We start from the raw sequence: 20,940 nt of genomic DNA, 5'->3' as shown, positions 1-20,940 counted from the left end.
TGTGGACAACTCCGCGTCACGCGGTATCGGGCGAGGGCGACTGCGGACCGCTGAGCTGCCGCGTCGTCACCGTCCCGAACGTGCGCAGCAGTTCGAGCTCCCCTTCGAGCACCGTGGCCAGCCGCCGCACACCCTCCCGGATCCGCTCCGGTGTCGGGTAGCAGAACGACAACCGCATCTGCCTGCTGCCGAAGCCGTCGCCGTAGAACGCAGTGCCCGGCACGTAGGCGACGCGCTGGGTGACCGCCCTCGGCAGCATCGCCTTCGTGTCGAGGCCCTCCGGCACGGTCAGCCACACGTAGAAGCCGCCGTCCGGCCGGGTCCAGGTGCAGCCCGCGGGCAGGTGCTGCTCGAGCGCGGTGAGCATCGCGTCCCGCCGCTCGCGGTAGGCCTGCTGGTAGACCTTGATCTGGCCCTTCCAGTCGTGCGCGGCCAGGTACCTCGACACCACGGCCTGGGTGATCGTCGGCGGGCACAGCGTCGCGGACTCGGCGGCCAGCACCAGCTTCTCCCGCACGGCGTGCGGCGCGAGCGCCCAGCCCACCCGCAGGCCGGGGGCGAAGGTCTTGGAGAACGAGCCGAGGTAGACCACGTTGTCCGGCTCGCTGGCCCGCAGCGCCGGGTAGGTCTGCCCGTCGAACCCGAGCAACCCGTACGGGTTGTCCTCGATGACCAGCACGTCGTGCTCGGCGCAGATCCGCAGGATCTCCGGGCGGCGCTCCGCCGAGAGGGTCACGCCGCCGGGGTTGTGGAAGTTCGGGATCGTGTAGAGGAACTTCACCCGCCTGCCACTGGCCCGCACGGCGTCCAGCGCGGCACTGAGCGCGGACGGGATGAGGCCGTTGTCGTCGATCTCGACGTGCACGACCTCGGCCTGGTAGGCGGTGAAGGTGCCCAGCGCGCCGACGTAGGACGGTGCCTCGGCGAGCACCACGTCGCCCGGGTCGCAGAAGATTCTGGTCACCATGTCCAGCGCGCTCTGCGAGCCGACGGTCACCACGACGTCGTCCGGGTGCGCCGAGATGCCCTCCAGCGCCATGACCTCGCAGATCTGCTCGCGCAGCTGCGGGATGCCCTGGGCGGAGCCGTACTGCAGGGCCTGCTGCCCCTCGGTGGCGATGAGTTCGGCCACGTCGGTGGCCAGCGAGTCCATCGGCAGCGCGGCCAGGTACGGCATGCCGCCCGCCAGCGAGACCACCTCGGGGCGGCTGGCCACGGCGAACAGGGCGCGGATCTCCGACGCGGTCATGCCCGCGGTTCTGGCCGCGTAGCGCTGAACGTGCGGGTCGAGGCTGCGACCCGCAGCTGCCGCAACCGAGGGGTTGCTTTGCTGATCAGGTCCCTGTCCCGGTAGGTTCATGCGGCGCTCCCTGGGGCCGTGCACACCGACAACGTCGGTCTAGTCTAGGAAGACGCCGGCCAGGGCGGTCCCACCATGCTGGTTATGTCACTTTCGGCCGTGGGCTCGGCGCGCCTATGCTGGTTAGCGTTCTCGTCCTCATGGCGAGTGACGTCCTTCTGCGGGGAGGTCAGGTGTCGCGACGCGTCGACAGCGTCACGCTGGACAACCTGGACCATCTGCCACGGCACTGCCGGGGCTGTGTGTTCTGGGAGCTGGCCCCGCATATCAAGGAACAGGCCGAGGAGTTCGGCCAGACCGAACTCGAGAAGGAAGCGTGGGTCTCCAGCGTCCTGCTGGAATGGGGCTCCTGCGGCCGGATCGCCTACAGCGACAACGTGCCCGCCGGCTTCGTGCTCTACGCGCCGCCCAACGCCGTTCCCAGGGCCGCCGCGTTCCCCACCGCCCCGGTCAGCCCCGACGCGGTCATGCTCACCTCGCTGAAGGTGCTGCCGGAGTTCGAGGGCACCGGGCTCGGCCGGATGCTCATCCAGGCCGTCGCCAAGGATCTCACCCGCCGCGGCGTGAAGGCGATCGAGGCCTTCGGCCGCGCCCAGGACAAGGATGCCGACAGCTGCGTCATCCCCTCCGGCTTCCTGGTCAGCGTCGGGTTCAAGACCGTCCGGGAGCACCCCCGCTGGCCGCGGCTGCGCCTGGAACTGCGCACCGGCCTGACCTGGAAGGAAGACGTCGAGGCCGCGTTGGAGCGGCTGCTCGGCGAGGTCAGCATCACTAGCACCGCCACGATCTCCGAGTCCAGCCTGCGCTGAGCTCAAGACGGAAAAGCCCCCGAACCGCGTGGCTCGGGGGCTTCTTCGTGTTCCTGGGGCTCAGTCGGCCTTGGCCAGCTCGTACTGGAGCAGGTCCTTGAAGGTGAACGTGCCGGTCGGCTGGTCGTTCTCACCGAGCAGGTAGAGCCGCTTCACCGCGACGAGGATGCCCTCGGCCACGATGTCGCGGAACGCCGGGTCGAGCAGGCGACGGCGGTCGTTCTCGTTGGTCAGGTAGCCCACCTCGACGCGCACCGCGGGGCAGCGGGTCAGCCGCAGCGTCTCCCACGTCTTGGGGTGGGTGTTGCAGTCCAGCAGGCCGGTCCGCGCGGTGAGCTCGCGCTGGATGAGCCCGGCCAGCGCCTCCCCCACCGTGGACGACGTGGTGCCCTGGCCGGTGCCGAAGTGGTAGGTCGACACGCCCTCGGCCAGCGGGGACCGGTTCGCGTCGGTGTGCAACGACAGGAACAGGTCGGCACCCGCCTTGTTGGCGAACTGGGCGCGGTCGGCCTCGGCTGGGCACACCTGCTCACCACGGGAGAGCAGCGCCTCCATACCGGTGGCGACCATGCGGCCCTCGAGCCTGCGGGCGAGGTCCCAGACCAGGTCGGCCTCAGCGACCCCGGCGACGACAACGCCGCGGTCCTGGCCGCCGTGGCCCGGGTCGATGACGATGCGCTTGCCGCTGAGCCGGGGGCCGGAGTTGCGCAGGTTCTCCTGTTCGCGCAGGAAGACCTGACGGCCGCCACGGGCGCGCGGGGACAGTTGGCGCAGGGCGCGCAGTGTGCCCGGACCGCACATGCCGTCCACGACCAGGCCGTAGTCGCGCTGGAAGTTGCGCAGCGCGTGCTCGGTCTGGCTGCCGAAGACGCCGTCGGCGCGGCCCGCGTTGTAGCCGAGCTCCAGCATCCGCTCCTGGAGCGCGTAGACGTCGTCACCGCACATCGGGTTGGACACCAGGTAGGCCAGATTGCGGTCGCCGAGGCGCCACCGGGCGTCGCAGAGGCTGCGGTAGGTGGCGGGGCCGACGATGCCGTCGGTGATCAGCCCGCGCTGCTGCTGGAAGGTGCGCACCGCGTGCTCGACCGCTCCGTCGAAGACGTCAGGCCGACCGGAGCCGTTCGCCGGAGGCAGCAGATTCAGTGTGACGAGGGTGGCTCGGATCTCGGCAACGGCTGGACCATCGTCACCGCGGCGGAGCAGCAGCATGCACCCCTCGCTTGTATTTCAGGCGCCGAGAGTCGCGGCGCGGATCGTGAAAGCCATATTGTGCCCTGCTACTCGACGCGGCCTTCTTCGGGCTACAGGGAGTGGCCGGACGCCCACGACAGGCGAACCCCGGCCCACCCATCTAAGACGGCTGCGGGTGGGCCGGGGTTGCACGACGGCATCAGCTGCCGACCTCAGATGTGGTCGGTGATCTCCTTGAGCAGCGCGGCCTTCGGCTTGGCACCGACGATCTTCTGCACCGGCTGGCCGTCCTTGAACAGGATCAACGTCGGCACGGACATGATCTGGTAGTCCCGCGCGATGCCCGCGTTGGCGTCGATGTCGAGCTTGGCGACGGTGAGCTTCTCCGCGTTCTCCGCGGCGATCTCCTCCAGCACCGGGGCGACCATCTTGCACGGCCCGCACCAGGTCGCCCAGAAGTCCACCAGCACCGGCTTGCTGCTGTTGAGGACCTCGTCCTTGAAGGTCGCGTCGGTGACGGTCACGGTGTTCGCCATGTTCTCTCCTGGGTAGTCGCTGCGGGGTCTGGTGGTCAGTTCGCGGCCGCGGGAACGGCTTCCTCGGCGGGGGCGTGCTCAGCGAGCCAGCGCTCCGCGTCGATGGCGGCCGAGCAGCCGGAGCCCGCCGCGGTGATCGCCTGCCGGTAGGTGTGGTCGACGAGGTCGCCGCAGGCGAAGACGCCGTCGATCTTGGTGGCGGTGCTCGGGTGCCGCACGTCGACGTAGCCGTCGGCGTCGGTGTCCACCTGACCGCGGACCAGCTCGCTGCGCGGGTCGTGCCCGATCGCCACGAACAGGCCGGTCACCGGCAGCAGGGACTCCGCGCCGGTCACCGTGTCGGTGACCCGCACGCCGGTCACGCTGCTCTCCCCGAGCACCTCGGTGACGGCCGCGTTGGTGAGCCACTTGATCTTCTCGTTGGACCTGGCGCGCTCCAGCATGATCCGCGAGGCGCGGAACTCGTCGCGCCGGTGGATGATCGTCACCGACTTGGCGAAGCGGGTCAGGAAGGTGGCCTCCTCCATCGCCGAGTCACCGCCGCCGACCACCGCGATGTCCTGGTCCCGGAAGAAGAACCCGTCGCAGGTCGCGCACGCGGACACACCGTGCCCGAGCAGCGCCTGCTCCCCGGGAACGTGCAGGTAGCGCGCTGCCGCGCCCATCGCGAGGATCACGGCGCGGGCCTGGTAGCGCACGCCGTTGGCCAGGACCGTCTTGACCTCGCCGGCCAGGTCCATCTCCTCGACGTCCTCGGCACGCAGCTCCGCGCCGAAGCGTTCGGCCTGGGCGCGCATCTGCTCCATCAGGTCCGGGCCCATGATGCCGTCGCGGAAGCCGGGGTAGTTCTCCACCTCGGTGGTGGTCATCAGCGCGCCACCGAACTGGCTGCCCTCGAACACCAGCGGGTCCAGCTGGGCGCGTGCCGCGTACACGGCCGCGGTGTATCCGGCCGGGCCGGAACCCACGATGATCAGGTTTCGGACGTCTGCACTCACCTAGGGCCTCCGCGTCTTGCTGATCTCCCGGTACTCGGGCTCAACGCGATCCTAGGTGGGGGTGTTCCCGCCGCCGTTCACGTCACAGTGAACGGCGACGGAGCTAGCGCCCTACGGTCCTCTCGGCGATCTTGTCCGGGTTGCCCGCGGCGCAGTTCGGTCCCACGACCAGCAACCGCTGGCGCCCGGGAAGGGTGGGGTCCCCCATCATCAGCAGCACGCCCTGCTTGCCGTCCAGCGTCACCTGACGGGCGCCGAGCAACTGCGTGGTGGCCGGGTACCCGTTGGCCTGCAGACAGGCGGTCAGCCGCGCCTTGTCGCTGAGCGGGCCGAGGTCGCCGCCCCCGACCAAGCCGGGCGGAACCGTGGCGAGGTCGGAGTCCTTCAGCGTCAGGGACCCGTCCCCTGGCCCTGGTGCCGAAGAACTCGGGCTCGCACCGGGCTGCGCCTGTGGCGTGCCGACGGTCGTGTTGCCGGGAAGCGTCATCACCGCGATGCCGAAGACGGCCGCAGCCGCGGCGAGCACGCCGCCGCCCCAGCCGAGCTGCTTCCTGCGCCTGCGCCGGGCCTCGTCGAGCGAGACCACGTTGCCGCGCTGAGCCGAGCCGGGCTCGGGCACCTGGAGGCCGACGTTCGCCATGGCGGCGCGGACCTCCTGCTGGATCGCCGCCTCGATGCGGGCGGAGACCTCCGGGGGCATGGCCACCGGAGGCAGCGCCGCGAGATCGGCGGTCGTGGCGTCCAGCGCGGCGAGCACCGCCCTGGCCTCCGGATCCCGTTCCACCCGGGGCCGCAGTTCGGCCGCGATGTCGACGTCGAGAACGCCCGCGTGCAGGTCAGCAAGGAGGTCAACGGACCACGGCGGTCCATCCGGCGTCCGTGAACGCCGCTCGTTGCCGGTCATCTTCCCTCCCCATGGCGCCGTGCCTGCCTGGCCCCAGCATCATGTGAGACGTCGGCACCCACGTCGGGGTTCCGTAGGTGCCCCAGTACTTTGGCCAGCTTCGCCCGGCCGCGGGCGCATCGGCTCTTGACCGTGCCCTCCGCGATGCCCAGGATCTTCGCCGTCTCGGCGACCGAGTAGCCCTCGACGTCGACCAGCACGATGGCCGAGCGCTGTTCCGCCGGGAGCTCCGCCAGTGCCGACTGCACGGCCAGCGAGGTCTCCCGGTCGGCCATCGCGTCCCTGCTGACCGCGGGCTCCCCCGGGCCCGCCTCCGGCAGGGGCACCGTGGGTCTGGCCTGGCGGCGGCGGATCCGGTCTAGGCAGGCGTTCACGACGATCCGGTGCAGCCAGGTGGTCACCTGGGACTCGGCGCGGAACGAGCCGGCGGCGCGGAAGGCGGAGATGAACGCCTCCTGGAGCGCGTCGGCCGCCTCTTCCGGATCGCGGAGGGTGCGCAGGGCTACCGCCCACAACCGATCCCGATGCCTGCGCACCAACTCGGTGAACGCGTGGGGATCGCCCGCGGCGTGTGCCGCTATGAGAGCACCGTCCGAACTGGCAGCGGCTGTCACGCGGCGAGAATAACGTTCCACGTGAAACGGCGTTCACCCTGCCGGGTGTTACTCCGCTCGGAGGAAGGTCAGCTCGGAGAGCTCGGAGACGTTGCGGCCCTCGCTGCCGGCCAGTCCGGTGATCCAGAGCAGCACGTACTTGGTGCTGCCCTCGGGGTTCAGCTGGATCTCGGTGTCCCCGGAGGCGAGCGTGCCCGAGCCGATCACCTTGGTGTCCTCGAGCCTGGCGTCGTCGGAGTTGGCGCTGCGCACCTCGACGGTGGTGCCGTCGCTCGGCGAGTCCACGACCACCTTGGCCAGCTTCACGGCCTCCTCGAAGGTGACCATCACGCCGACGCCCGGCTTCGGCGCCGGGAACGGCTGCCGGTAGGTCATCGTCTTCCAGCTCGACCGCGGATCGCCGTCGATGACCCGCTTGATCCGGTTCACGTTGTCCGGCTCGCCCGAGACGTTGTAGACGCTCACCGACGCGACCGACGCGGGGTCGCCCGCCTTCGGCGGGTTGGCCGGGGGCGGCGGGGTGCCCGGCTGCGGGTTCGGCGTCGGCGGCTGGCTGAACGCCACGGTGGGGCCCGAGTGGCTGGGCTGCTGCTGGAACATCCCGACCACCTGGAATGCCAGCCAGGCGAAGACCCCGACCGTCGCGGCGGCCAGTGCGGTGAAGCTCAGCGCCAGCTTGCGCTTGCGGCCGCGCTTGTTCTTGGCGATCTCGTCGGCGGACTCGGCCCGCTCGGCGGCCAGCCGCTCCTCCTCCGCCTTGATCGCGGCGGCCTCGGCCTCGTCGGCCGCGGTTTGCTCCAGCACGCGCAGGATCGCAGCGCCGGTGCGCAGTCCGCCGATGCTGGTGTCCACCAGGCTCCGGACCGCCACGGTGGAGATCTCGTGCGGGAGCGTGGGGCGCAGGGTCTGCGGCGAGACCACGGTGCCGTCCGGGCCCGTGGGAGCCATCGGCAGGCCGTTGGTGCCCTCGTGCAGCGCCCAGCGACCGGTCAGCAGGAGGTAGAGCGCGGCGCCGAGGCCGCGGACATCCTGGCGGGCGTCGGCCTCCGGGTGAGGGCCGGGGAAGGCCAGGCGGAGCTTGCCGTCGGCGGTCACGCGCAGCCGCAGCGGGTGGTCGGTGCCGAGCACGAGCCCGATGTGGTGCGCGGCCTCGACGGCCGCGGCCAGCGGTTCGAGCAGCTTCGAGGCGGTGCCCGCGGGCAGCGGCCCTTCGGCGACGAGGTCGATCAGGTCGGTGCCCTGGGTCCACTCGGCGACGACGATGCCGTAGAGGCCCTCCGCCGGGTCCAGGCCGTTGCCCTGCCACAGCACGTCGATCACGCGGGCCACGCCGGAGTGGGTGAAGCCCGCCTGGTGCATGGAGCGTTCGAGGGTGCGCCGGGCGCGGGAGGCGCTGTCCGGATCGCGGGGATCACCCACGAGCAGCGTGAGCGCGACGTCCCGGCCGAGCGAGTTGTCCCGGCCGCGCCAGAACTGCGCGGGCACCCGGTTGTCGGAGCCGATGTGCGTGAGCAGCCGGTACCGGCCACCCGCGATCGCGGCACCGGGAACCAGGGCCCCTGCCGCCTCCCGACGCGGTGCCTTGTGCTCGGACGGCGTGCCAGTCACCCCGCACTCTCCCTCTTGCCGCGCGCCGTCAAGGACGGCCGTCGCCCCTGCGTGCGCGGCCCGCTCAGTCGTCACTCAGGGTACGGGAAAAGCGCGGTTCACTTGCGGCGAACGATTCGGCCGATCCGGTTGAGCGCGGGCCGCAGTTCCTCGATGTCCAGCGCGGCAAGGACTGCGAACGTCGCGATCAGGCCGAGCGGTCCCGCTGTGATGAGGGACACGAAGGAGTACCAGTAGTCCGACGAGCCCACCGGAACGATCCAGTCGACGAGCACCGACGCGCTGAACATGATCGCGCCGCCGATGGTCGTCGCGAACACCGCGAGCGCGACGCTGCGCAACGTCTTGCCCGTCTCCAGCCTGCCGATCCGGATGCGCAGCCAGATGTCGCCGATGACCCAGCCGAGGACGAAGGTCGCCGAGTTGATCACGGCGAGACCGAGCACCACGTCGTCCGGTTCGAGCAGCTTGGGGCACAGCAGGATGGCCGGGATCTTGAACGCCATCATGATCATCATGATCAGCGCGGGGGTGCGGGCGTCCTTCATCGCCTGGAAGACGCGCATCTGCAGCAGGTTCACCGCGTACGGCAGCAGGCCGAACGCGGACACGGCGAGGGTGCTGCCCAGGCTGTACGCCTGCTCGTAGCTGGTCTTGCCCAGCGCGAAGATCGAGACGCCGATATCACTGCCGATGACGGTCAGCGCCCCGCTCACCGGGACGAGCATCAGCGCCATCAGCCGGGTGCCGAGGCCCAGGTCGCCGACGACGGCCTTGATGTTGCCGTCCGCCGCGTTGCGGCTCATCCTCGGCATGATCGCGGTCAGCAGCGAGACGCCGAGGATGCCGTACGGCAGCTGGAAGAGCTGCCACGCGAGGCTGTACTGGGTCAGCGCGCCGTTGTCGGCGGCGGTGGCGACGCGGGTGTTCACCACGATGCCGACGATGCCGAAGATCGCGTACAGCGAGGTCCAGCCCGCCAGCCCGGCGAACTCGCTCAGCCGCTTGTCCCAGCCCCAGCGCCAGCGGAACCGCACCCCGGCCCGGCGCATCGCCGGGAGCATCACGAACGCCTGCACCGCGATGCCGAGCGTGGTTCCCAGGCCCAGCACGAGGATGTGCGCGTCGGTCATCCGCACCGGGTCCAGGGTCAGCTCCCCCGGCAGCAGCGCGTAGACACCGAGCGTGAGCACGACGACCACGTTGTTCATCACCGGCGCCCACGCGGTCGGCCCGAACACCCCGCGCGCGTTGAGCACGGCCATGAACAGCGCGCCGATCGCGAAGAAGACGATCTCCGGGAGCAACAGGTAGGCGAACGCCGTCGCCAGCTCCGGGTTGGCGCGGTTGGTCGAACCGTCGACGTAGATCCGGGTCAGCAGCGGCGCGCAGGCGACGGCCACGATCGCGGCGCCCGCCGCGAGCACCGGGCCCATGGTCAGCAGCCGCTGGGTGTAGGCGAGGCCGCCGTCCGCGTCGTCCTTCTGCGCGCGCACCAGCAGCGGCACCAGGATGCTGGTGAGCACGCCGCCCAGCAGCAGCTCGTAGATCTGCAGCGGGACGGTCAGCGCCGCGTTGTAGGAGTCGGTGACGACACCGGAGCCGATGATCCACAGCAGCATGGCCCGCGACCCGAACCCGGTGATCCGGCTGACCAGGGTGGCGATCGCCATCGAACCGCTGGTCTTGGCCAGCGACGGTTCGGCCTTCGCCGGGGCGGGTGCCGGACCGTTCGCGCCGGTCGTGCTGGCGGTCATCAGGTGCCTTCCGGTTGCGGGAGTCGCTCGTTCATGTCCTCGACCGGCTTCTTCATCGTCGGGCCGTAGCGCAACCGCTTGTAGACGCGCATGCCCATCATCCCGACCATCAGCAGCCCGGCGGTGAGGGTGATGCCGAGGGTGACGCTGCCATAGGCCGCCGAGCGCAGGGTGAGCCGCTTGGGCTGACCGAGGTGCAGGCTGCCCTTCGGCGTTGTCAGCCAGGCGTTGACGGTGAACTGGCCGGACCGGCTCACCTCGGCGTTGACCTTGATCTGACGGCCGCCGCCGGGGGCCAGCTTCTCCACCTGCGGTTCGGTGCGCAGCCCCGGGGTGTCGGAGAAGTTCAGCCGGACCGTCACCGCCACCGGCAGCCTGTTGAGCAGGGTCAGCGGCAACGGGCTGGACGAGGACGCCAGCGCGTAGGAGGTCGGCGGTTCCACCACGTCGACCTGACCGGTGAGCGCGGCGACCTGCTCCAGGACCTCGGCGTTGGCCGCCTCGCCGCCGATCGGGTCGGTGCGCCACGCCGAGGACATCGCGCGCAGCAGGCCCAGCTGGAGGGGGTCGGTGAGCGCGCTCGGGCGGATCTTGCGCGCCGGGTCCTCCTCCATGTAGTTGAGCATGTCGCGGACCGTGTTGCGGGCGTCGAGCACCTTGTTGGTCAGCTCCGGCGAGATCTCCCGCGCCCCGCCGGGCGGCGGGTAGTTCAGCGGCACCGTGCGGCCAGGGTTGAACACCGCGGCCAGGTCGGTGAGCCGCTTCGGCTTCGCCAGCCGCTCCCCCTCGAGGAGCTGGCCGGTCGCGCGCAGCAGTGCGGTCAGCTCCTCCGCCGACTCGGTCCACTGCCTCGGCGGGGTCACCAGCACGCTGCCGCCGGTCTTGCCGACGACCCCGGCCCGGTAGGCGATCGCGGCGAGCGCGTTCTGCAGGCGCAGCGACCCGCTCTGGCCCGCCCGCTCGAAGGCGGTGTTCACGATCGGATCGGCGATCAGCACGCCGGGGCCGGTCTGCACGCCCTCCTTGGCCGCGGTCACCCGGACCGGCTGGTGGGCGGGCGGGGACTGCTGGAGCCCGCGCTGGTCCATCACCACGACGGTCTCGTCCAGGTCGGCGAGCGCCCTGGCGTCCAGCACGCCGTCGGCGGGCCAGGCCACGTGCTGCAGCGGCGCCGCGCTCAGCGCCTCGGTGACGATGGAGTCCTTCTCCCTGGCCAGCTTCTCCAGGTCGGTCAGCCCGGCCCTGGACAGCGCGACCAGATCCACGTCGGCGAAGGGCAGGGTGAGCACGCACCGGCCCTGCACGACCTCCCTGAGCCGGTCCAGCCACTGCTTCGCGGCGGCCGACGGCGAGCGGTCGACGATCTGCTCCCCGCTGCGCACGGCGTAGTTCGCCGTCATCGCGGTCACGGTGTCGATCAGGTCGGGGTCGATGGCGAAGCACAGCGAGTTGCCGACCTGGGAGCCCTTCGGCGCGGCCTCCTCGACCGCCTCGACCAGGTTGGACAGCCGCCCGCCCGGCTGCAGCGCCTTGGCCAGCTCGTCGTCGCGCAGCACCCTGCGCCTGTCCTGGCGGGCTTCGAACACCGGCAGCAGGTGCGGCTTGTCCAGGATCGGCCAGATCATCGTGATCGTGGCGGGCGACGGCGGGGGCGCCGCGGCACCGCCCGGGGTGCCGAGCACCGGCAGCAGCATCCGGTTCTCCGCGATCCGGGCCTGGCCGCCGTACTCCGGGTAGCCGTTGAAGTTGATCAGCATCGGGTACACGCCGGGCGCGGTGATCCGCAGCACGTCCAGCGGCACGGTGAAGTCCACCCGGGCGCTCTGGCCGGGGTCGAGCGCGTCGGCCACCTTGGACCAGCGCGAGGGCTGGTCGGTGGCGACCGTGCCGGTCAGCGCGGCGTGCGCCTTGTCGTCACCGGCCAGCGCCTGGCCCACCTGGACGCGCGCCTCGATCCGGCTCACCTTGCGGTCGCTGATGTTGGTCAGCCTTCCGGTGACCCTGATCTCGGTGGTCTCGGCGGTCACCACCCTCGGCGTGACCGCGTCGAGGTCGAGCCTGCCGTGCTTGGGCACCTCGGCGCTGTTGTCGCCGCGCTGCGCCTGCGCCAGCGGCGTCACACCGAATAGGAAAACGGCCACTCCCAGGGCCGCGAACAGGCGTTTCACGCCGACTCCTGACCATCACCCAGCAGCTCGGCCGCCCGGCGCACCAGTCGGCGCTCGTCGACGTACGCGAGCTGCGCGTCCAGCTCACCCAGCGGCACCCACGCCACCTCGGTGACCTCCACGTCCTCGTCGGATAGCTCTCCGCCCACCGCTTCCAGCAGGAAGTGGTGCACGGTCTTGTGCACTCGCCGGTCATCGGCGACGAACCAGTAGTCGATCGTGCCCAGCGGCATCAGGATCCTGCCCCGGATGCCGGTCTCCTCGGTGACCTCGCGCACCGCGGCCTGCTCGGCGGTCTCCCCGGCCTCGATGTGGCCCTTGGGCAGCGACCAGAGCAGCCGCCCCCTGCGGTCGAGTCTGCCGATGAGCGCGGCGTTGGCCCGCTGTCGGTCCAGCACGAGTCCGCCCGCCGAGACCTCGTCGACGGTCCGCAGCGGCCGTCTCGGAGTCCGTCGGTTCCGACGCCCCGGCTTGGTACCGCCGGAACGGCCGGAAGGGGAAGGCATACCGGCGATGGTAGTGGCGGGGCCGCGCGGCCATGACGAGCCGCGAAGCGAGCGGGTGGACTGCCATATGCTCGCTTCTCGTGTCCGGACCAGCAGCCCCCTCCGCAGCCACCGAGCAGGATGCCCCCGTGGAACCGCTTCGGATAGCCCCGGTCGCCGACGAGCTCGCCGAGCGCTTCGTCGCGGCAGGTCACCGACTGTTCCTCGTCGGCGGCAGCGTGCGCGACCTGCTGCTCGGCCGGGCGGGCAACGACCTGGACTTCACCACCGACGCCCGTCCCGAGCAGGTGCAGCGCGTCGTCGCCGGCTGGGCCGACGCGGTGTGGGACACCGGCATCGCCTTCGGCACCCTCGGGGTGGTCAAGGACGGCAGCACGCTGGAGATCACCACCTTCCGCGCCGATACCTACGATCGGGTGAGCCGCAACCCCGAGGTGGTCTTCGGCGACACCATCGACGGCGACCTGCTGCGGCGCGACTTCACCGTCAACGCGATGGCCGTCGAGCTGCCCTCGCACCGCTTCGTCGACCTGCACGGCGGCCGCGAGGCGCTGGCCGGGAAGGTGCTGGACACCCCGGCGCCGCCGAACGAGTCCTTCGCCGACGACCCGCTGCGCATGCTGCGCGCCGCCCGCTTCGTCGCCCAGCTCGGCTTCGACGTCGCGCCGCGGGTGGTCGAGGCGATGCGCGGGATGGCCGAGGAGATCAACCGCATCACCGCTGAGCGCGTGCAGGCGGAGCTGTCGAAGCTGCTCTGCGGGACGCACGCGCGCAGGGGCGTGGAACTGCTGGTGGACACGGGTCTCGCCGACCACGTGTTGCCAGAAGTCCCCGCGATGCGGTTGGAGATCGATGAACACCATCAGCACAAGGACGTCTACCACCACTCGCTGGTTGTTCTTGATCAAGCGATTGACCTGGAAGAGGACGGGCCGGATCTGGTGCTGCGCCTCGCCGCGCTGCTCCACGACATCGGCAAGCCCGCGACCAGGCGTTTCGAGTCCGGCGGCGGGGTGAGCTTCCACCACCACGAGGTGGTTGGCGCGAAAATGGCGCGCAAGCGGCTGCGCGCGCTGAAGTACTCCAAGGAAATCGTCGAGGACGTCGCGCAGCTGGTCTATCTGCATTTGCGCTTCCACGGCTACGGCCGGGGTGAGTGGACCGATTCCGCGGTCCGCCGCTATGTCACCGACGCGGGGCACCTGCTCTCCCGGCTGCACAAGCTCGTGCGCGCCGACTGCACCACCCGCAACCGCCGCAAGGCGGGCGCGCTGCAGCGGACCTACGACGGTCTTGAGGAGCGGATCGCCAGGATCGCCGCCGAGGAGGACCTCAACCGGGTCCGGCCGGACCTCGACGGCAACGAGATCATGCGCCTGTTGGGGCTGTCCCCCGGCCCGCTGGTGGGCCAGGCTTGGCAGCACCTCAAGGAGCTGCGCCTCGACCGGGGGCCGCTCAGCCGGGACGAGGCCGAGGCCGAACTGAAGGCGTGGGCCAGGGAGAAGGGGCTGGGCGACGGGGGTTCCTGAGGCCGACCGAGGGGGTCGTGTGATCAGGAAGCCCGTGGTCGTCGCGCTGTCCGTCATCGTGTTGTCCGGATGTCAGTCGGCGCCGCCACCCGTTGTGCCCGCACCTGTTTCCCCCACCTCGAAGGTGCAGGTGGAGGCGGGCAGCGTCACGGTGCCGAACGTGGTCGGCATGGAGCACCAGAAGGCGCAGGACACGATGCAGGCGGCCGGTCTGCGCAACCTCGCCGAGGAGGACGCGACCGGCCGCAAGCGCCTGTTGATCAACGACAGGAACTGGGTCGTCGTGACTCAGGAACCCGCGGCGGGCGCGGTGGTCCCGAAGACGACCAAGGTCCTGCTGAAGTCCAAGAAGAAGGACGACTAGACGCCCTACTCGTGGGCGGAGAAGTGGTGCGCGCAGCCGATGTGGCTGCACCACGAGCTGAGGCCGGAGAAGTTGTTGCAGCGGCACGCCCGGCATCGGCCGTAGCCCACGCGGATCACCTCGTCCGTGTCGCCTTCGGTGGTCGGGATCGTCGGGGCAGCTGTCTCCGTGATCGTCAGCATGAGTGCGATCAGAACGGAAGGACAGGAGCGGGGCCAGAGGTTCGGCACGGTCGTGCCGAACCCCGGCACCGTTCGGCTGCCCGAACACAGCTCAGGGATCAGTTGTTGGCCACGACGCTTCCCACTCCGACGATGAAGAGGGTCGAGTACTGATCGTGGGGGCCCCACATCTCGCTGGTGTTCAGGTCGGGCTCACCATTGCTGTACTTCGTGTCGGCGACGCACTTGGTGGAGCCGGTGGGGGTGCGGTGGCATGCTGAAACGCTCAGCTGGTCACCCTTGACTCCGTTGAGCAATTGGGCGTGATAGAGATCGTTGCCGTCGTTCCTCCACAACCGGACGGTGCGACCGAAGCCCTTCGCCTCCCCGAGGAGGGTGAAACCCGCCATCCTGGCCGATTCAGCCGATGCGGGAGCGGCTTGGACCGGCACGGACGCGGTCGCTGCGAGGGCGAGAGCGATGAGCGCCGCGCTTGCTGCTTTCTTGAGCACAGAAGTCCCCTGTTCGAGAAAAATGACAAAACGAAGATAATCGCGTTATCACATTCTCGGGTATCGGCTTCATGGTCGCGCGAAATCCGAAAGAGCTACTGCTTGCTGTTCGCGCGGCGGTCGATGAGCAGGTAGGCGGCGAGGCCGAGGAGGTAGGCGCAGGCGCCCGCCGCCATCAGCTCGGGAGACCTGCCGTCGGGGGCCACGAGCAGCGCGGTCACGGTGATCGCGCTGACGAAGGTCAGGTTGAACAGCGCGTCGTAGAGCGCGAACACCCTCCCCCGCGCCTCGTCGCCGACGTCGTGCTGCACCGCGGAGTCCACGCAGAGCTTGATCATCTGGCTGCAGCAGGCCACGACGAGCACGGCGCCGAGGATGCTGGGCAGCGTCATGATCAGACCGAGCCCGAGCTGCGCGGCGGCGGAGACGAACAGCGCGCCGCAGACGGTGGCCTTCCTGCCGAAGCGGTGCACAGCGGGCGCGGTGATGAAGGCGGCGAGCACCAGGCCGGTCGCCCCGGCGGCCAGAGCCTCTCCGACTCCGGCGATCCCGGCCTTGAGCCAGCCGACGTCGGTGAAGGCGAAGCGCATCAGCAGCAGGCCGAGCAGCATCGACGTGCCGAAGCCGATGCGGTGCGCGACCAGTGCGGCGAAGCCGGTGGCGACGCTGCGCGTCCTCGCGGCGACCTTGCCGCTGTCGATCAGGCCGTGCGCGATCGCGGTGACGGCCTTCGCGGGCTCGTCGCGCTCGTCGGGGCCGAGCGAGCCCTTGGCGAAGCCGGAGGCTGCGAGGGCGGCGAGCACGGAGCCGATCACGGCGCACGCGGTCACCCAGGCGGAGCCGAAGTCGTCACCGCCGAAGACCGAGCGCAGAGCGAACGCGCAGCCACCGCCGACAGCGGCCATGGCGGCACCACCGGTGGCGAGGATCGCGTTCGCCTCGACGAGGTGCTTCTCGTCCATGGTGTGCGGCAACGACGCGGACAGCCCGGCTCCCACGAACCGGCTCACGCCCATCACCAGCAGGGCGCTCGCGTACAGGGGCAGCCCGGCGACACCGGTGCCGACCGCGACGGCGACCAGCAGGATGAGCGCGCCGCGCAGGAGGTTCGCCACGAGCAGCACCTGGCGTCGGTCCCACCGGTCGAGCAGCGCGCCCGCGAACGGGCCGACCAGCGAGTACGGCAGCAGGATCACGGCGAAGCCCGCGGCGATGGCCAGCGGATCGGCCTCGCGCTCCGGGTTGAACAGCACGGCGCCGCCGATACCGGCCTGGAACACGCCGTCGCCCCAGTGGGCGAGGAAGCGGGTGATCAACAACCTGGCGTACCCGGGGGTGCCGAGGAGCCTGCGCAGGCCGAGCCGGGGCGGCTTCTTCGAGGCTTCCGCTGCGGCCGGGTCCCCCGTGGCGGTCGTCACGGGTCGAGGGTACGGGGCCGGGCGGACCTGGCACGAGCCTCCGGCCCGTTCAGGGGAACGCGGCTTTCCGGCGCGGTTGTCGGGCCCCGGGAACGTGAGTGGGATCATGGTCGGTGTGCAAGCCGAGGTAGAGGTCGAGCCGGGCACGCTTCTCGTCGCCACACCCAGCCTGGTCGATCCCAATTTCCGCCGGACGGTCGTCTACGTCATCGACCACCGGGACGAGGGCACCCTCGGTGTCGTGCTGAACCGGCCGAGCGAGATCGCCGTGCACGACGTGCTGCCCACCTGGGGTGACCACGCCAGCAAACCGCAAGCGATCTTCGTCGGCGGACCTGTCGAGCAGAAGACGGCGCTGTGCCTGGCGGCGTTACGGGCGGGCGAGGACGTCGCGGCGCTGGACGGGCTGATCAAGGTGAGCGGACCGGTGGCACTGGTCGACCTGGACACCGAACCCGAGGAGCTGGTGCCGAGGGTGCGCGGCCTGCGGGTGTTCGCCGGGTACTCCGGCTGGAGCTCCGGGCAGCTGGACGAGGAGATCGAGCGGGACGACTGGTTCGTCGTGCCCGCGCTCCCCGATGACGTGCTCAACCCGCCCGGGGCGGATCTGTGGGGCAGGGTGCTGCGTCGACAGGGCATGCCGTTGTCGCTGCTGGCCACCTACCCGGAGGACGTCAAGTGCAACTGACCAAGGACCGCCTGCTGGGCTGCCTGCTCGGCGGAGCAGTCGGGGACGCGCTCGGCGCTCCGGTGGAGTTCATGTCGCTGCGCGACATCCGCGCCCGATACGGCGAGCAGGGCTCGCGGGACTTCGACGCCTGCTATGGCATCGACAGCGGTGCGATCACCGACGACACCCAGATGACGCTGTTCACGCTCGAAGGGCTGCTGCTCTCCGACCGTGCGAACAATCCGGTTCCAGCGGTTCTGCGCGCGTATCTGCGCTGGCTGCACACCCAGGGCATCCCGTGGGAGGAAGCAGGGCGGTCGCTCAAGGACGTCGAGCCAACTCCGCAGGGCAGCCTGGTGCACGTGGAGGCGCTGCACAGTCAGCGCGCGCCCGGGAACACCTGTCTGACCGCGCTCCGCGCCAGTGCCTACGGCAAGGTCGGCACCACCACGGACCCGATCAACGACTCCAAGGGCTGCGGCGGGGTCATGCGCGCGGCGCCCGCGGGCATCTTCAGCGCCTACGTCAGCGACTCGTTCTGGCTGGGGGCGGCGATCGCCGCGCTCACCCACGGACATCCGTCGGGCTACCTGTCCGCGGGCGTGCTCTCCGCGATGACGAGCCTGCTGCTGCGCGGGGCGGACCTGGAGACCGCGCTCGACAGCGCCACGGCGGAGCTGCGCAAGCACCCCAGGCACGAGGAGACGCTGAACGCGCTGACCAAGGCCCGCCAGCTCGCGGCGCTGGGCAGGCCGACGCCGGAGGCGCTGGAGTCCCTCGGCGGTGGCTGGGTCGGCGAGGAGGCGTTGGCGATCTCGGTGTGCTGTGCGCTCGTCGGCAAGGACTTCGAGGACGCGCTGCTGCTGTCGGTCAACCACTCCGGCGACTCGGACTCGACCGGGGCGATCTGCGGGAACCTGCTCGGCGCCCGCGACGGCGTCGGGGCGATCCCGCCGCGCTGGCAGGCGGGGGTCGAGCTCGGCGAGGTCGTCCGCGGCCTCGCGGACGAGGCGTACCGGCTGCTCAGCCGCCCAGCAGAGCCTTAGCGCAGCCACCGCCGCAGCACCCGCCGCAACCGCCCGCGGGCTTCTTCGGCACCGCGGCCGCGGCCTGGTTGCCCAGGGCGCCACCGGCCATCATCATCCCGAACAGCCCGACGACACCGATCACCATGATGATCACCGTGGCCAGGGCGTCCTGGGTGGCGATGGCGATCCCGCCCGCCCCGGCGGCGACGACACCGGCGGCCAGGAACGGCAGGCCGGCGACCCGGTTGGCGGCGCGGAAGGTGTCGTCGTCCCGCATGCTCGCCTCGGTGCGGACCCCGGCGAAGCGGTTGCGCGGCAGCCTGCCGAGCAACCCGAGCGCGCCGATCACCGCGACGGCCAGTCCCGCCACGATGAGCACCGCGCCCAGCGCGGTCTGCACGATGAAGGGGGCGGGTGCGTCGATCCCAGCAGCGTTCGTCACCCTATGAGGGTAGGTGTCGCCCTGCCCTCACCTCTCCACAACCTTCCCGTCATTCGATCGAGGTGTGCTCAACGCCATGCTGCGACGTCTTCTCCCGGTAGCCGTCACCGCGCTCCTTCTCGCCTCGGCGGCTCCCGCCACCGCCCGCCCCGCCGGGGTGCGGCTGCTCGGTGAGCACATCGTCCCGTTCGCCCAGGACTACCAGGGCACCACGGTCGGTGGGCTCTCCGGCATCGACTACGACCCCAAGACCGGCTCGTACGTTCTGATCAGCGACGACAGGTCGGATCGGCAGCCGGCGCGGTTCTACACGGCCAAGATCGACATCACCGAGGACGGGCTGCGCGGCTTCGAGCTGACCGGGACCAAGCCGTTCCTCCGCCCCGACGGGTCGACCTACCCGGCGTACGGCAAGGACCCCGCGGGGGCGACCGATCCGGAGGACATCCGGATCGACCCGTGGACCGGCGACTACTGGTGGTCCAGTGAGGGAGATCGCATCGTCGGCGAGAAGCCGGTGCTCGTCGACCCGACGCTGGGCGCGGTCGGCAAGGAAGGGCGGTTCGTCCGTCAGCTCCCGCTGGCCCCGAACCTGAAGATGTCCGCGGCCGAGGTCGGCCCGCGTCGCAACGCCGTGCTGGAGGGCCTGACCTTCGCCGCGGGCGGTGCGCTGGTCGTCAGCTCCATGGAGGGGCCGCTGTTCCAGGACGGTCCTGAGCCCACGCTGACCGAGGGCGCGCTGGCCAGGATCACCGTCCAGGACCGCTTCGCCGGGCGGGTGCTCTCGCAGTTCGCCTACCCGCTGGACAAGGTGCACGCCGCGCCGAACCCGGCTGGCGGCTTCTTCGTCAACGGCGTCGACGCGATCCTCGCGGTCAACCAGTACGACCCGACGAAGTTCCTGGTCATGGAGCGCTCCTTCGCCACGGGTGCGTCCCCGGCGAACAGCATCCGCATCTACGAGGCGGACACCTCCGGCGCCACCGACGTGAAGCGGGTCGGCTCGCTGAAGGACGAGAAGCAGGTCAAGCCGGTGCGCAAGCGGCTGCTGGTCGACCTCGCCTCGCTGAAGCTGTCCACTGTGGACAACGTGGAGGGGATGAGCTGGGGGCCGCGCCTGCCCACCGGTGAGCGGACCCTCGTGCTGGTCAGCGACGACAACTTCGCGAAGAACCAGGTGACTCAGGTGATTGCCCTGGCGGTTCGCTGAACCGGGTAGCTGCGTCGCGACGCGGCGGTCAGTTCGGTCGAGATCATGAGAACTCGATCACTGGCCGCCGCGTTCGCGTTGCTGGCCGCCCTGCTCTCCCCCGCGGTCGCCACGGCCGCGCCGGGTGTGCGGTTCCTCGGCGAGCAGGTCGTCCCGTTCAAGCTCGACTTCCAGGGCACCTCGGTCGGCGGGCTCTCCGGCGTGGACTACGACGCCAGGTCCGGCGAGTACGTGCTGATCAGCGACGACCGGTCCTACCTCCAGCCCGCGCGGTTCTACCGGGCCCGGATCGAGCTGGACCGGACCGCGCTGCGCTCGGTGCGCTTCACCGGCACCCGGCCGCTGCTGCGCCCGGACGGCTCGACCTACCCGCTGAACGCGATCGATCCCGAGGAGATCCGGGTCGACCCGTGGACCGGTCAGTACTGGATAAGCCAGGAGGGCAACCGCGCGAACCCGACGATCCAGCCCACCATTCAGCGGGCCGAGCGGGGCGGGGCGCACGCGGGTGACCTGCCGCTCCCGTCGAACTACCAGGTCACGGCCGAGCGCGGACCGCGGCAGAACCTGGTGCTCGAAGCGATCACTTTCAGCCGTCGCGGTGCGGTGCTGACCAGCGCGATGGAGGGGCCGCTGCTGGAGGACGGCCCGGTGCCGACCACCAAGTCGGGAGCGCTGTCCCGGATCACCCTGCACTCGCGCGGCGGAGCGGTGCTCGCGCAGTTCGCCTACAAGCAGGAACCGCTCTACGCGGAGTCCGACCCGAGCAGCCCGTGGCACGCCGACACGGGTGTCGCGGCGATCCTCGCCCACCCCGCGGACCCGTCCCGCTACCTCGTGCTGGAGCGGACCTACGTGCCGGGACCGGGCTACAAGGCGCGGGTGTACGAGATCTCCATCGCGGGCGCCACCGATGTGAAGAACGTGGACTCCCTGGCGAAGGAGCAGGTCAAGCCCGTGCACAAGCGGCTGGTGCTGGACCTGGCCGAGCTGCCGCTGAAGGCGGTGTTCAACATCGAGGGCATGACCTGGGGACCACCGCTCGCCACGGGGGAACGTTCGTTGGTGCTGGTGGGGGACGACAACTTCACGCGGGAGGAGGCCACTCAGGTGATCGCGCTCGCGCTGCGGTAGCCGTAGCGTCCCTCCCGGAGT

21 protein-coding genes are annotated in these 20,940 nt (G+C 70.6%); 7 read left to right on the top strand and 14 right to left on the bottom strand.

Going from position 1 to position 20,940, the window contains the following annotated elements; translation table 11 throughout:
- Positions 1–16: 16 nt before the first annotated feature.
- Positions 17–1,360 (bottom strand): aminotransferase-like domain-containing protein, encoded by a 1,344-nt coding sequence (locus BLT28_RS28325; protein WP_030427877.1) that lies wholly within the window; start codon positions 1,358–1,360, stop codon positions 17–19.
- A gap of 173 nt (positions 1,361–1,533) precedes the next feature.
- Between BLT28_RS28325 and BLT28_RS28320 the strand changes: the two genes are divergently transcribed.
- Entirely contained in the window at positions 1,534–2,169 is a 636-nt protein-coding gene (locus BLT28_RS28320) for a GNAT family N-acetyltransferase (RefSeq protein WP_030427876.1), read from the top strand.
- A 60-nt stretch (positions 2,170–2,229) separates the two neighbouring features.
- Here the strand turns inward: BLT28_RS28320 and BLT28_RS28315 are convergent, their stop codons facing one another.
- From BLT28_RS28315 to BLT28_RS28275, 9 genes are all read right to left on the bottom strand, one after another.
- The gene (locus BLT28_RS28315; RefSeq protein WP_030427875.1) at positions 2,230–3,378 is read right to left on the bottom strand and encodes an N-acetylmuramoyl-L-alanine amidase; all 1,149 of its coding nucleotides are present in this window, start codon (positions 3,376–3,378) and stop codon (positions 2,230–2,232) included.
- Between the two features lie 194 nt (positions 3,379–3,572).
- Entirely contained in the window at positions 3,573–3,896 is a 324-nt protein-coding gene (trxA, locus tag BLT28_RS28310; RefSeq protein WP_030427874.1) for a thioredoxin, read from the bottom strand.
- A gap of 35 nt (positions 3,897–3,931) precedes the next feature.
- The gene (gene trxB, locus BLT28_RS28305; protein ID WP_030427873.1) at positions 3,932–4,894 is read right to left on the bottom strand and encodes a thioredoxin-disulfide reductase; all 963 of its coding nucleotides are present in this window, start codon (positions 4,892–4,894) and stop codon (positions 3,932–3,934) included.
- A gap of 103 nt (positions 4,895–4,997) precedes the next feature.
- The gene (locus tag BLT28_RS28300; RefSeq protein ID WP_030427872.1) at positions 4,998–5,798 is read right to left on the bottom strand and encodes a hypothetical protein; all 801 of its coding nucleotides are present in this window, start codon (positions 5,796–5,798) and stop codon (positions 4,998–5,000) included.
- Positions 5,795–6,412, bottom strand: coding sequence for an RNA polymerase sigma factor SigM (gene sigM / locus BLT28_RS28295; RefSeq protein ID WP_030427871.1), 618 nt, complete (start codon positions 6,410–6,412; stop codon positions 5,795–5,797). Before sigM ends, BLT28_RS28300 begins: the two co-directional genes overlap by 4 nt.
- A gap of 48 nt (positions 6,413–6,460) precedes the next feature.
- On the bottom strand, positions 6,461–8,020 hold the full coding sequence (locus BLT28_RS28290) for a protein kinase family protein (protein WP_063766524.1): 1,560 nt from the start codon (positions 8,018–8,020) through the stop codon (positions 6,461–6,463).
- A 98-nt stretch (positions 8,021–8,118) separates the two neighbouring features.
- Entirely contained in the window at positions 8,119–9,777 is a 1,659-nt protein-coding gene (gene murJ / locus BLT28_RS28285; protein ID WP_052406972.1) for a murein biosynthesis integral membrane protein MurJ, read from the bottom strand.
- Entirely contained in the window at positions 9,777–11,945 is a 2,169-nt protein-coding gene (locus BLT28_RS28280; protein ID WP_030427868.1) for a DUF6049 family protein, read from the bottom strand. Before BLT28_RS28280 ends, murJ begins: the two co-directional genes overlap by 1 nt.
- Positions 11,942–12,451 carry an NUDIX hydrolase gene (locus BLT28_RS28275; RefSeq protein ID WP_030427867.1) on the bottom strand — a complete coding sequence of 170 codons (510 nt, stop codon included), beginning with the start codon at positions 12,449–12,451 and terminating at the stop codon, positions 11,942–11,944. The genes BLT28_RS28280 and BLT28_RS28275 overlap by 4 nt, the downstream gene beginning before the upstream one ends.
- A gap of 32 nt (positions 12,452–12,483) precedes the next feature.
- On the opposite strand from BLT28_RS28275, the gene BLT28_RS28270 reads away from it, so the two are divergent.
- Both BLT28_RS28270 and BLT28_RS41505 read left to right on the top strand, forming a co-directional pair.
- On the top strand, positions 12,484–13,980 hold the full coding sequence (locus BLT28_RS28270; protein WP_081900081.1) for a CCA tRNA nucleotidyltransferase: 1,497 nt from the start codon (positions 12,484–12,486) through the stop codon (positions 13,978–13,980).
- Positions 13,981–13,999: 19 nt separating this feature from the next.
- Positions 14,000–14,344 carry a PASTA domain-containing protein gene (locus BLT28_RS41505; RefSeq protein ID WP_030427865.1) on the top strand — a complete coding sequence of 115 codons (345 nt, stop codon included), beginning with the start codon at positions 14,000–14,002 and terminating at the stop codon, positions 14,342–14,344.
- A gap of 5 nt (positions 14,345–14,349) precedes the next feature.
- Here the strand turns inward: BLT28_RS41505 and BLT28_RS28260 are convergent, their stop codons facing one another.
- The 3 genes from BLT28_RS28260 to BLT28_RS28250 all read right to left on the bottom strand — a co-directional run bounded on the left by BLT28_RS28260 (position 14,350) and on the right by BLT28_RS28250 (position 16,435).
- A complete protein-coding gene (locus BLT28_RS28260) occupies positions 14,350–14,526 on the bottom strand; it encodes a hypothetical protein (RefSeq protein WP_156050610.1) in 177 nt (58 codons plus the stop codon).
- A 98-nt stretch (positions 14,527–14,624) separates the two neighbouring features.
- Positions 14,625–15,017, bottom strand: a complete 393-nt coding sequence (locus BLT28_RS28255) for a hypothetical protein (RefSeq protein ID WP_156050608.1) — start codon at positions 15,015–15,017, stop codon at positions 14,625–14,627.
- A 95-nt stretch (positions 15,018–15,112) separates the two neighbouring features.
- Positions 15,113–16,435, bottom strand: a complete 1,323-nt coding sequence (locus tag BLT28_RS28250) for an MFS transporter (protein WP_231950468.1) — start codon at positions 16,433–16,435, stop codon at positions 15,113–15,115.
- Between the two features lie 106 nt (positions 16,436–16,541).
- On the opposite strand from BLT28_RS28250, the gene BLT28_RS28245 reads away from it, so the two are divergent.
- Entirely contained in the window at positions 16,542–17,123 is a 582-nt protein-coding gene (locus BLT28_RS28245) for a YqgE/AlgH family protein (protein ID WP_030427861.1), read from the top strand.
- The gene (locus BLT28_RS28240) at positions 17,114–18,151 is read left to right on the top strand and encodes an ADP-ribosylglycohydrolase family protein (protein WP_043810557.1); all 1,038 of its coding nucleotides are present in this window, start codon (positions 17,114–17,116) and stop codon (positions 18,149–18,151) included. Before BLT28_RS28245 ends, BLT28_RS28240 begins: the two co-directional genes overlap by 10 nt.
- Here BLT28_RS28240 and BLT28_RS28235 read toward each other — a convergent pair.
- Positions 18,129–18,575 carry an SdpI family protein gene (locus BLT28_RS28235; protein ID WP_231950466.1) on the bottom strand — a complete coding sequence of 149 codons (447 nt, stop codon included), beginning with the start codon at positions 18,573–18,575 and terminating at the stop codon, positions 18,129–18,131. The two genes, BLT28_RS28240 and BLT28_RS28235, sit on opposite strands and share 23 nt — an antisense overlap.
- A gap of 76 nt (positions 18,576–18,651) precedes the next feature.
- Between BLT28_RS28235 and BLT28_RS28230 the strand changes: the two genes are divergently transcribed.
- Positions 18,652–19,785 (top strand): esterase-like activity of phytase family protein, encoded by a 1,134-nt coding sequence (locus BLT28_RS28230; protein WP_030427858.1) that lies wholly within the window; start codon positions 18,652–18,654, stop codon positions 19,783–19,785.
- A gap of 45 nt (positions 19,786–19,830) precedes the next feature.
- The gene (locus BLT28_RS28225) at positions 19,831–20,919 is read left to right on the top strand and encodes an esterase-like activity of phytase family protein (protein ID WP_030427857.1); all 1,089 of its coding nucleotides are present in this window, start codon (positions 19,831–19,833) and stop codon (positions 20,917–20,919) included.
- Positions 20,920–20,940: the final 21 nt, after the last annotated feature.

It is taken from the genome of Allokutzneria albata (assembly GCF_900103775.1).
Lineage (GTDB): Bacteria > Actinomycetota > Actinomycetes > Mycobacteriales > Pseudonocardiaceae > Allokutzneria > Allokutzneria albata.
Note: the sequence above shows the minus strand (reverse complement) of the source record. Positions and strands in the feature narration are given on the sequence as shown.

What these genes read in the sequence shown, in the direction of transcription:
- BLT28_RS28225 (WP_030427857.1), top strand. Translation starts at nt 19,831, where the DNA reads ATGAGAACTCGATCACTGGCCGCCGCGTTCGCGTTGCTGGCCGCCCTG.
- trxA (WP_030427874.1), bottom strand. Translation starts at nt 3,896, where the DNA reads ATGGCGAACACCGTGACCGTCACCGACGCGACCTTCAAGGACGAGGTC.
- BLT28_RS28245 (WP_030427861.1), top strand. Translation starts at nt 16,542, where the DNA reads ATGGTCGGTGTGCAAGCCGAGGTAGAGGTCGAGCCGGGCACGCTTCTC.
- BLT28_RS28270 (WP_081900081.1), top strand. Translation starts at nt 12,484, where the DNA reads ATGACGAGCCGCGAAGCGAGCGGGTGGACTGCCATATGCTCGCTTCTC.
- murJ (WP_052406972.1), bottom strand. Translation starts at nt 9,777, where the DNA reads ATGACCGCCAGCACGACCGGCGCGAACGGTCCGGCACCCGCCCCGGCG.
- BLT28_RS28325 (WP_030427877.1), bottom strand. Translation starts at nt 1,360, where the DNA reads ATGAACCTACCGGGACAGGGACCTGATCAGCAAAGCAACCCCTCGGTT.
- BLT28_RS28315 (WP_030427875.1), bottom strand. Translation starts at nt 3,378, where the DNA reads ATGCTGCTGCTCCGCCGCGGTGACGATGGTCCAGCCGTTGCCGAGATC.
- BLT28_RS28275 (WP_030427867.1), bottom strand. Translation starts at nt 12,451, where the DNA reads ATGCCTTCCCCTTCCGGCCGTTCCGGCGGTACCAAGCCGGGGCGTCGG.
- BLT28_RS28230 (WP_030427858.1), top strand. Translation starts at nt 18,652, where the DNA reads ATGCTGCGACGTCTTCTCCCGGTAGCCGTCACCGCGCTCCTTCTCGCC.
- BLT28_RS28300 (WP_030427872.1), bottom strand. Translation starts at nt 5,798, where the DNA reads ATGACCGGCAACGAGCGGCGTTCACGGACGCCGGATGGACCGCCGTGG.
- BLT28_RS28260 (WP_156050610.1), bottom strand. Translation starts at nt 14,526, where the DNA reads ATGCTGACGATCACGGAGACAGCTGCCCCGACGATCCCGACCACCGAA.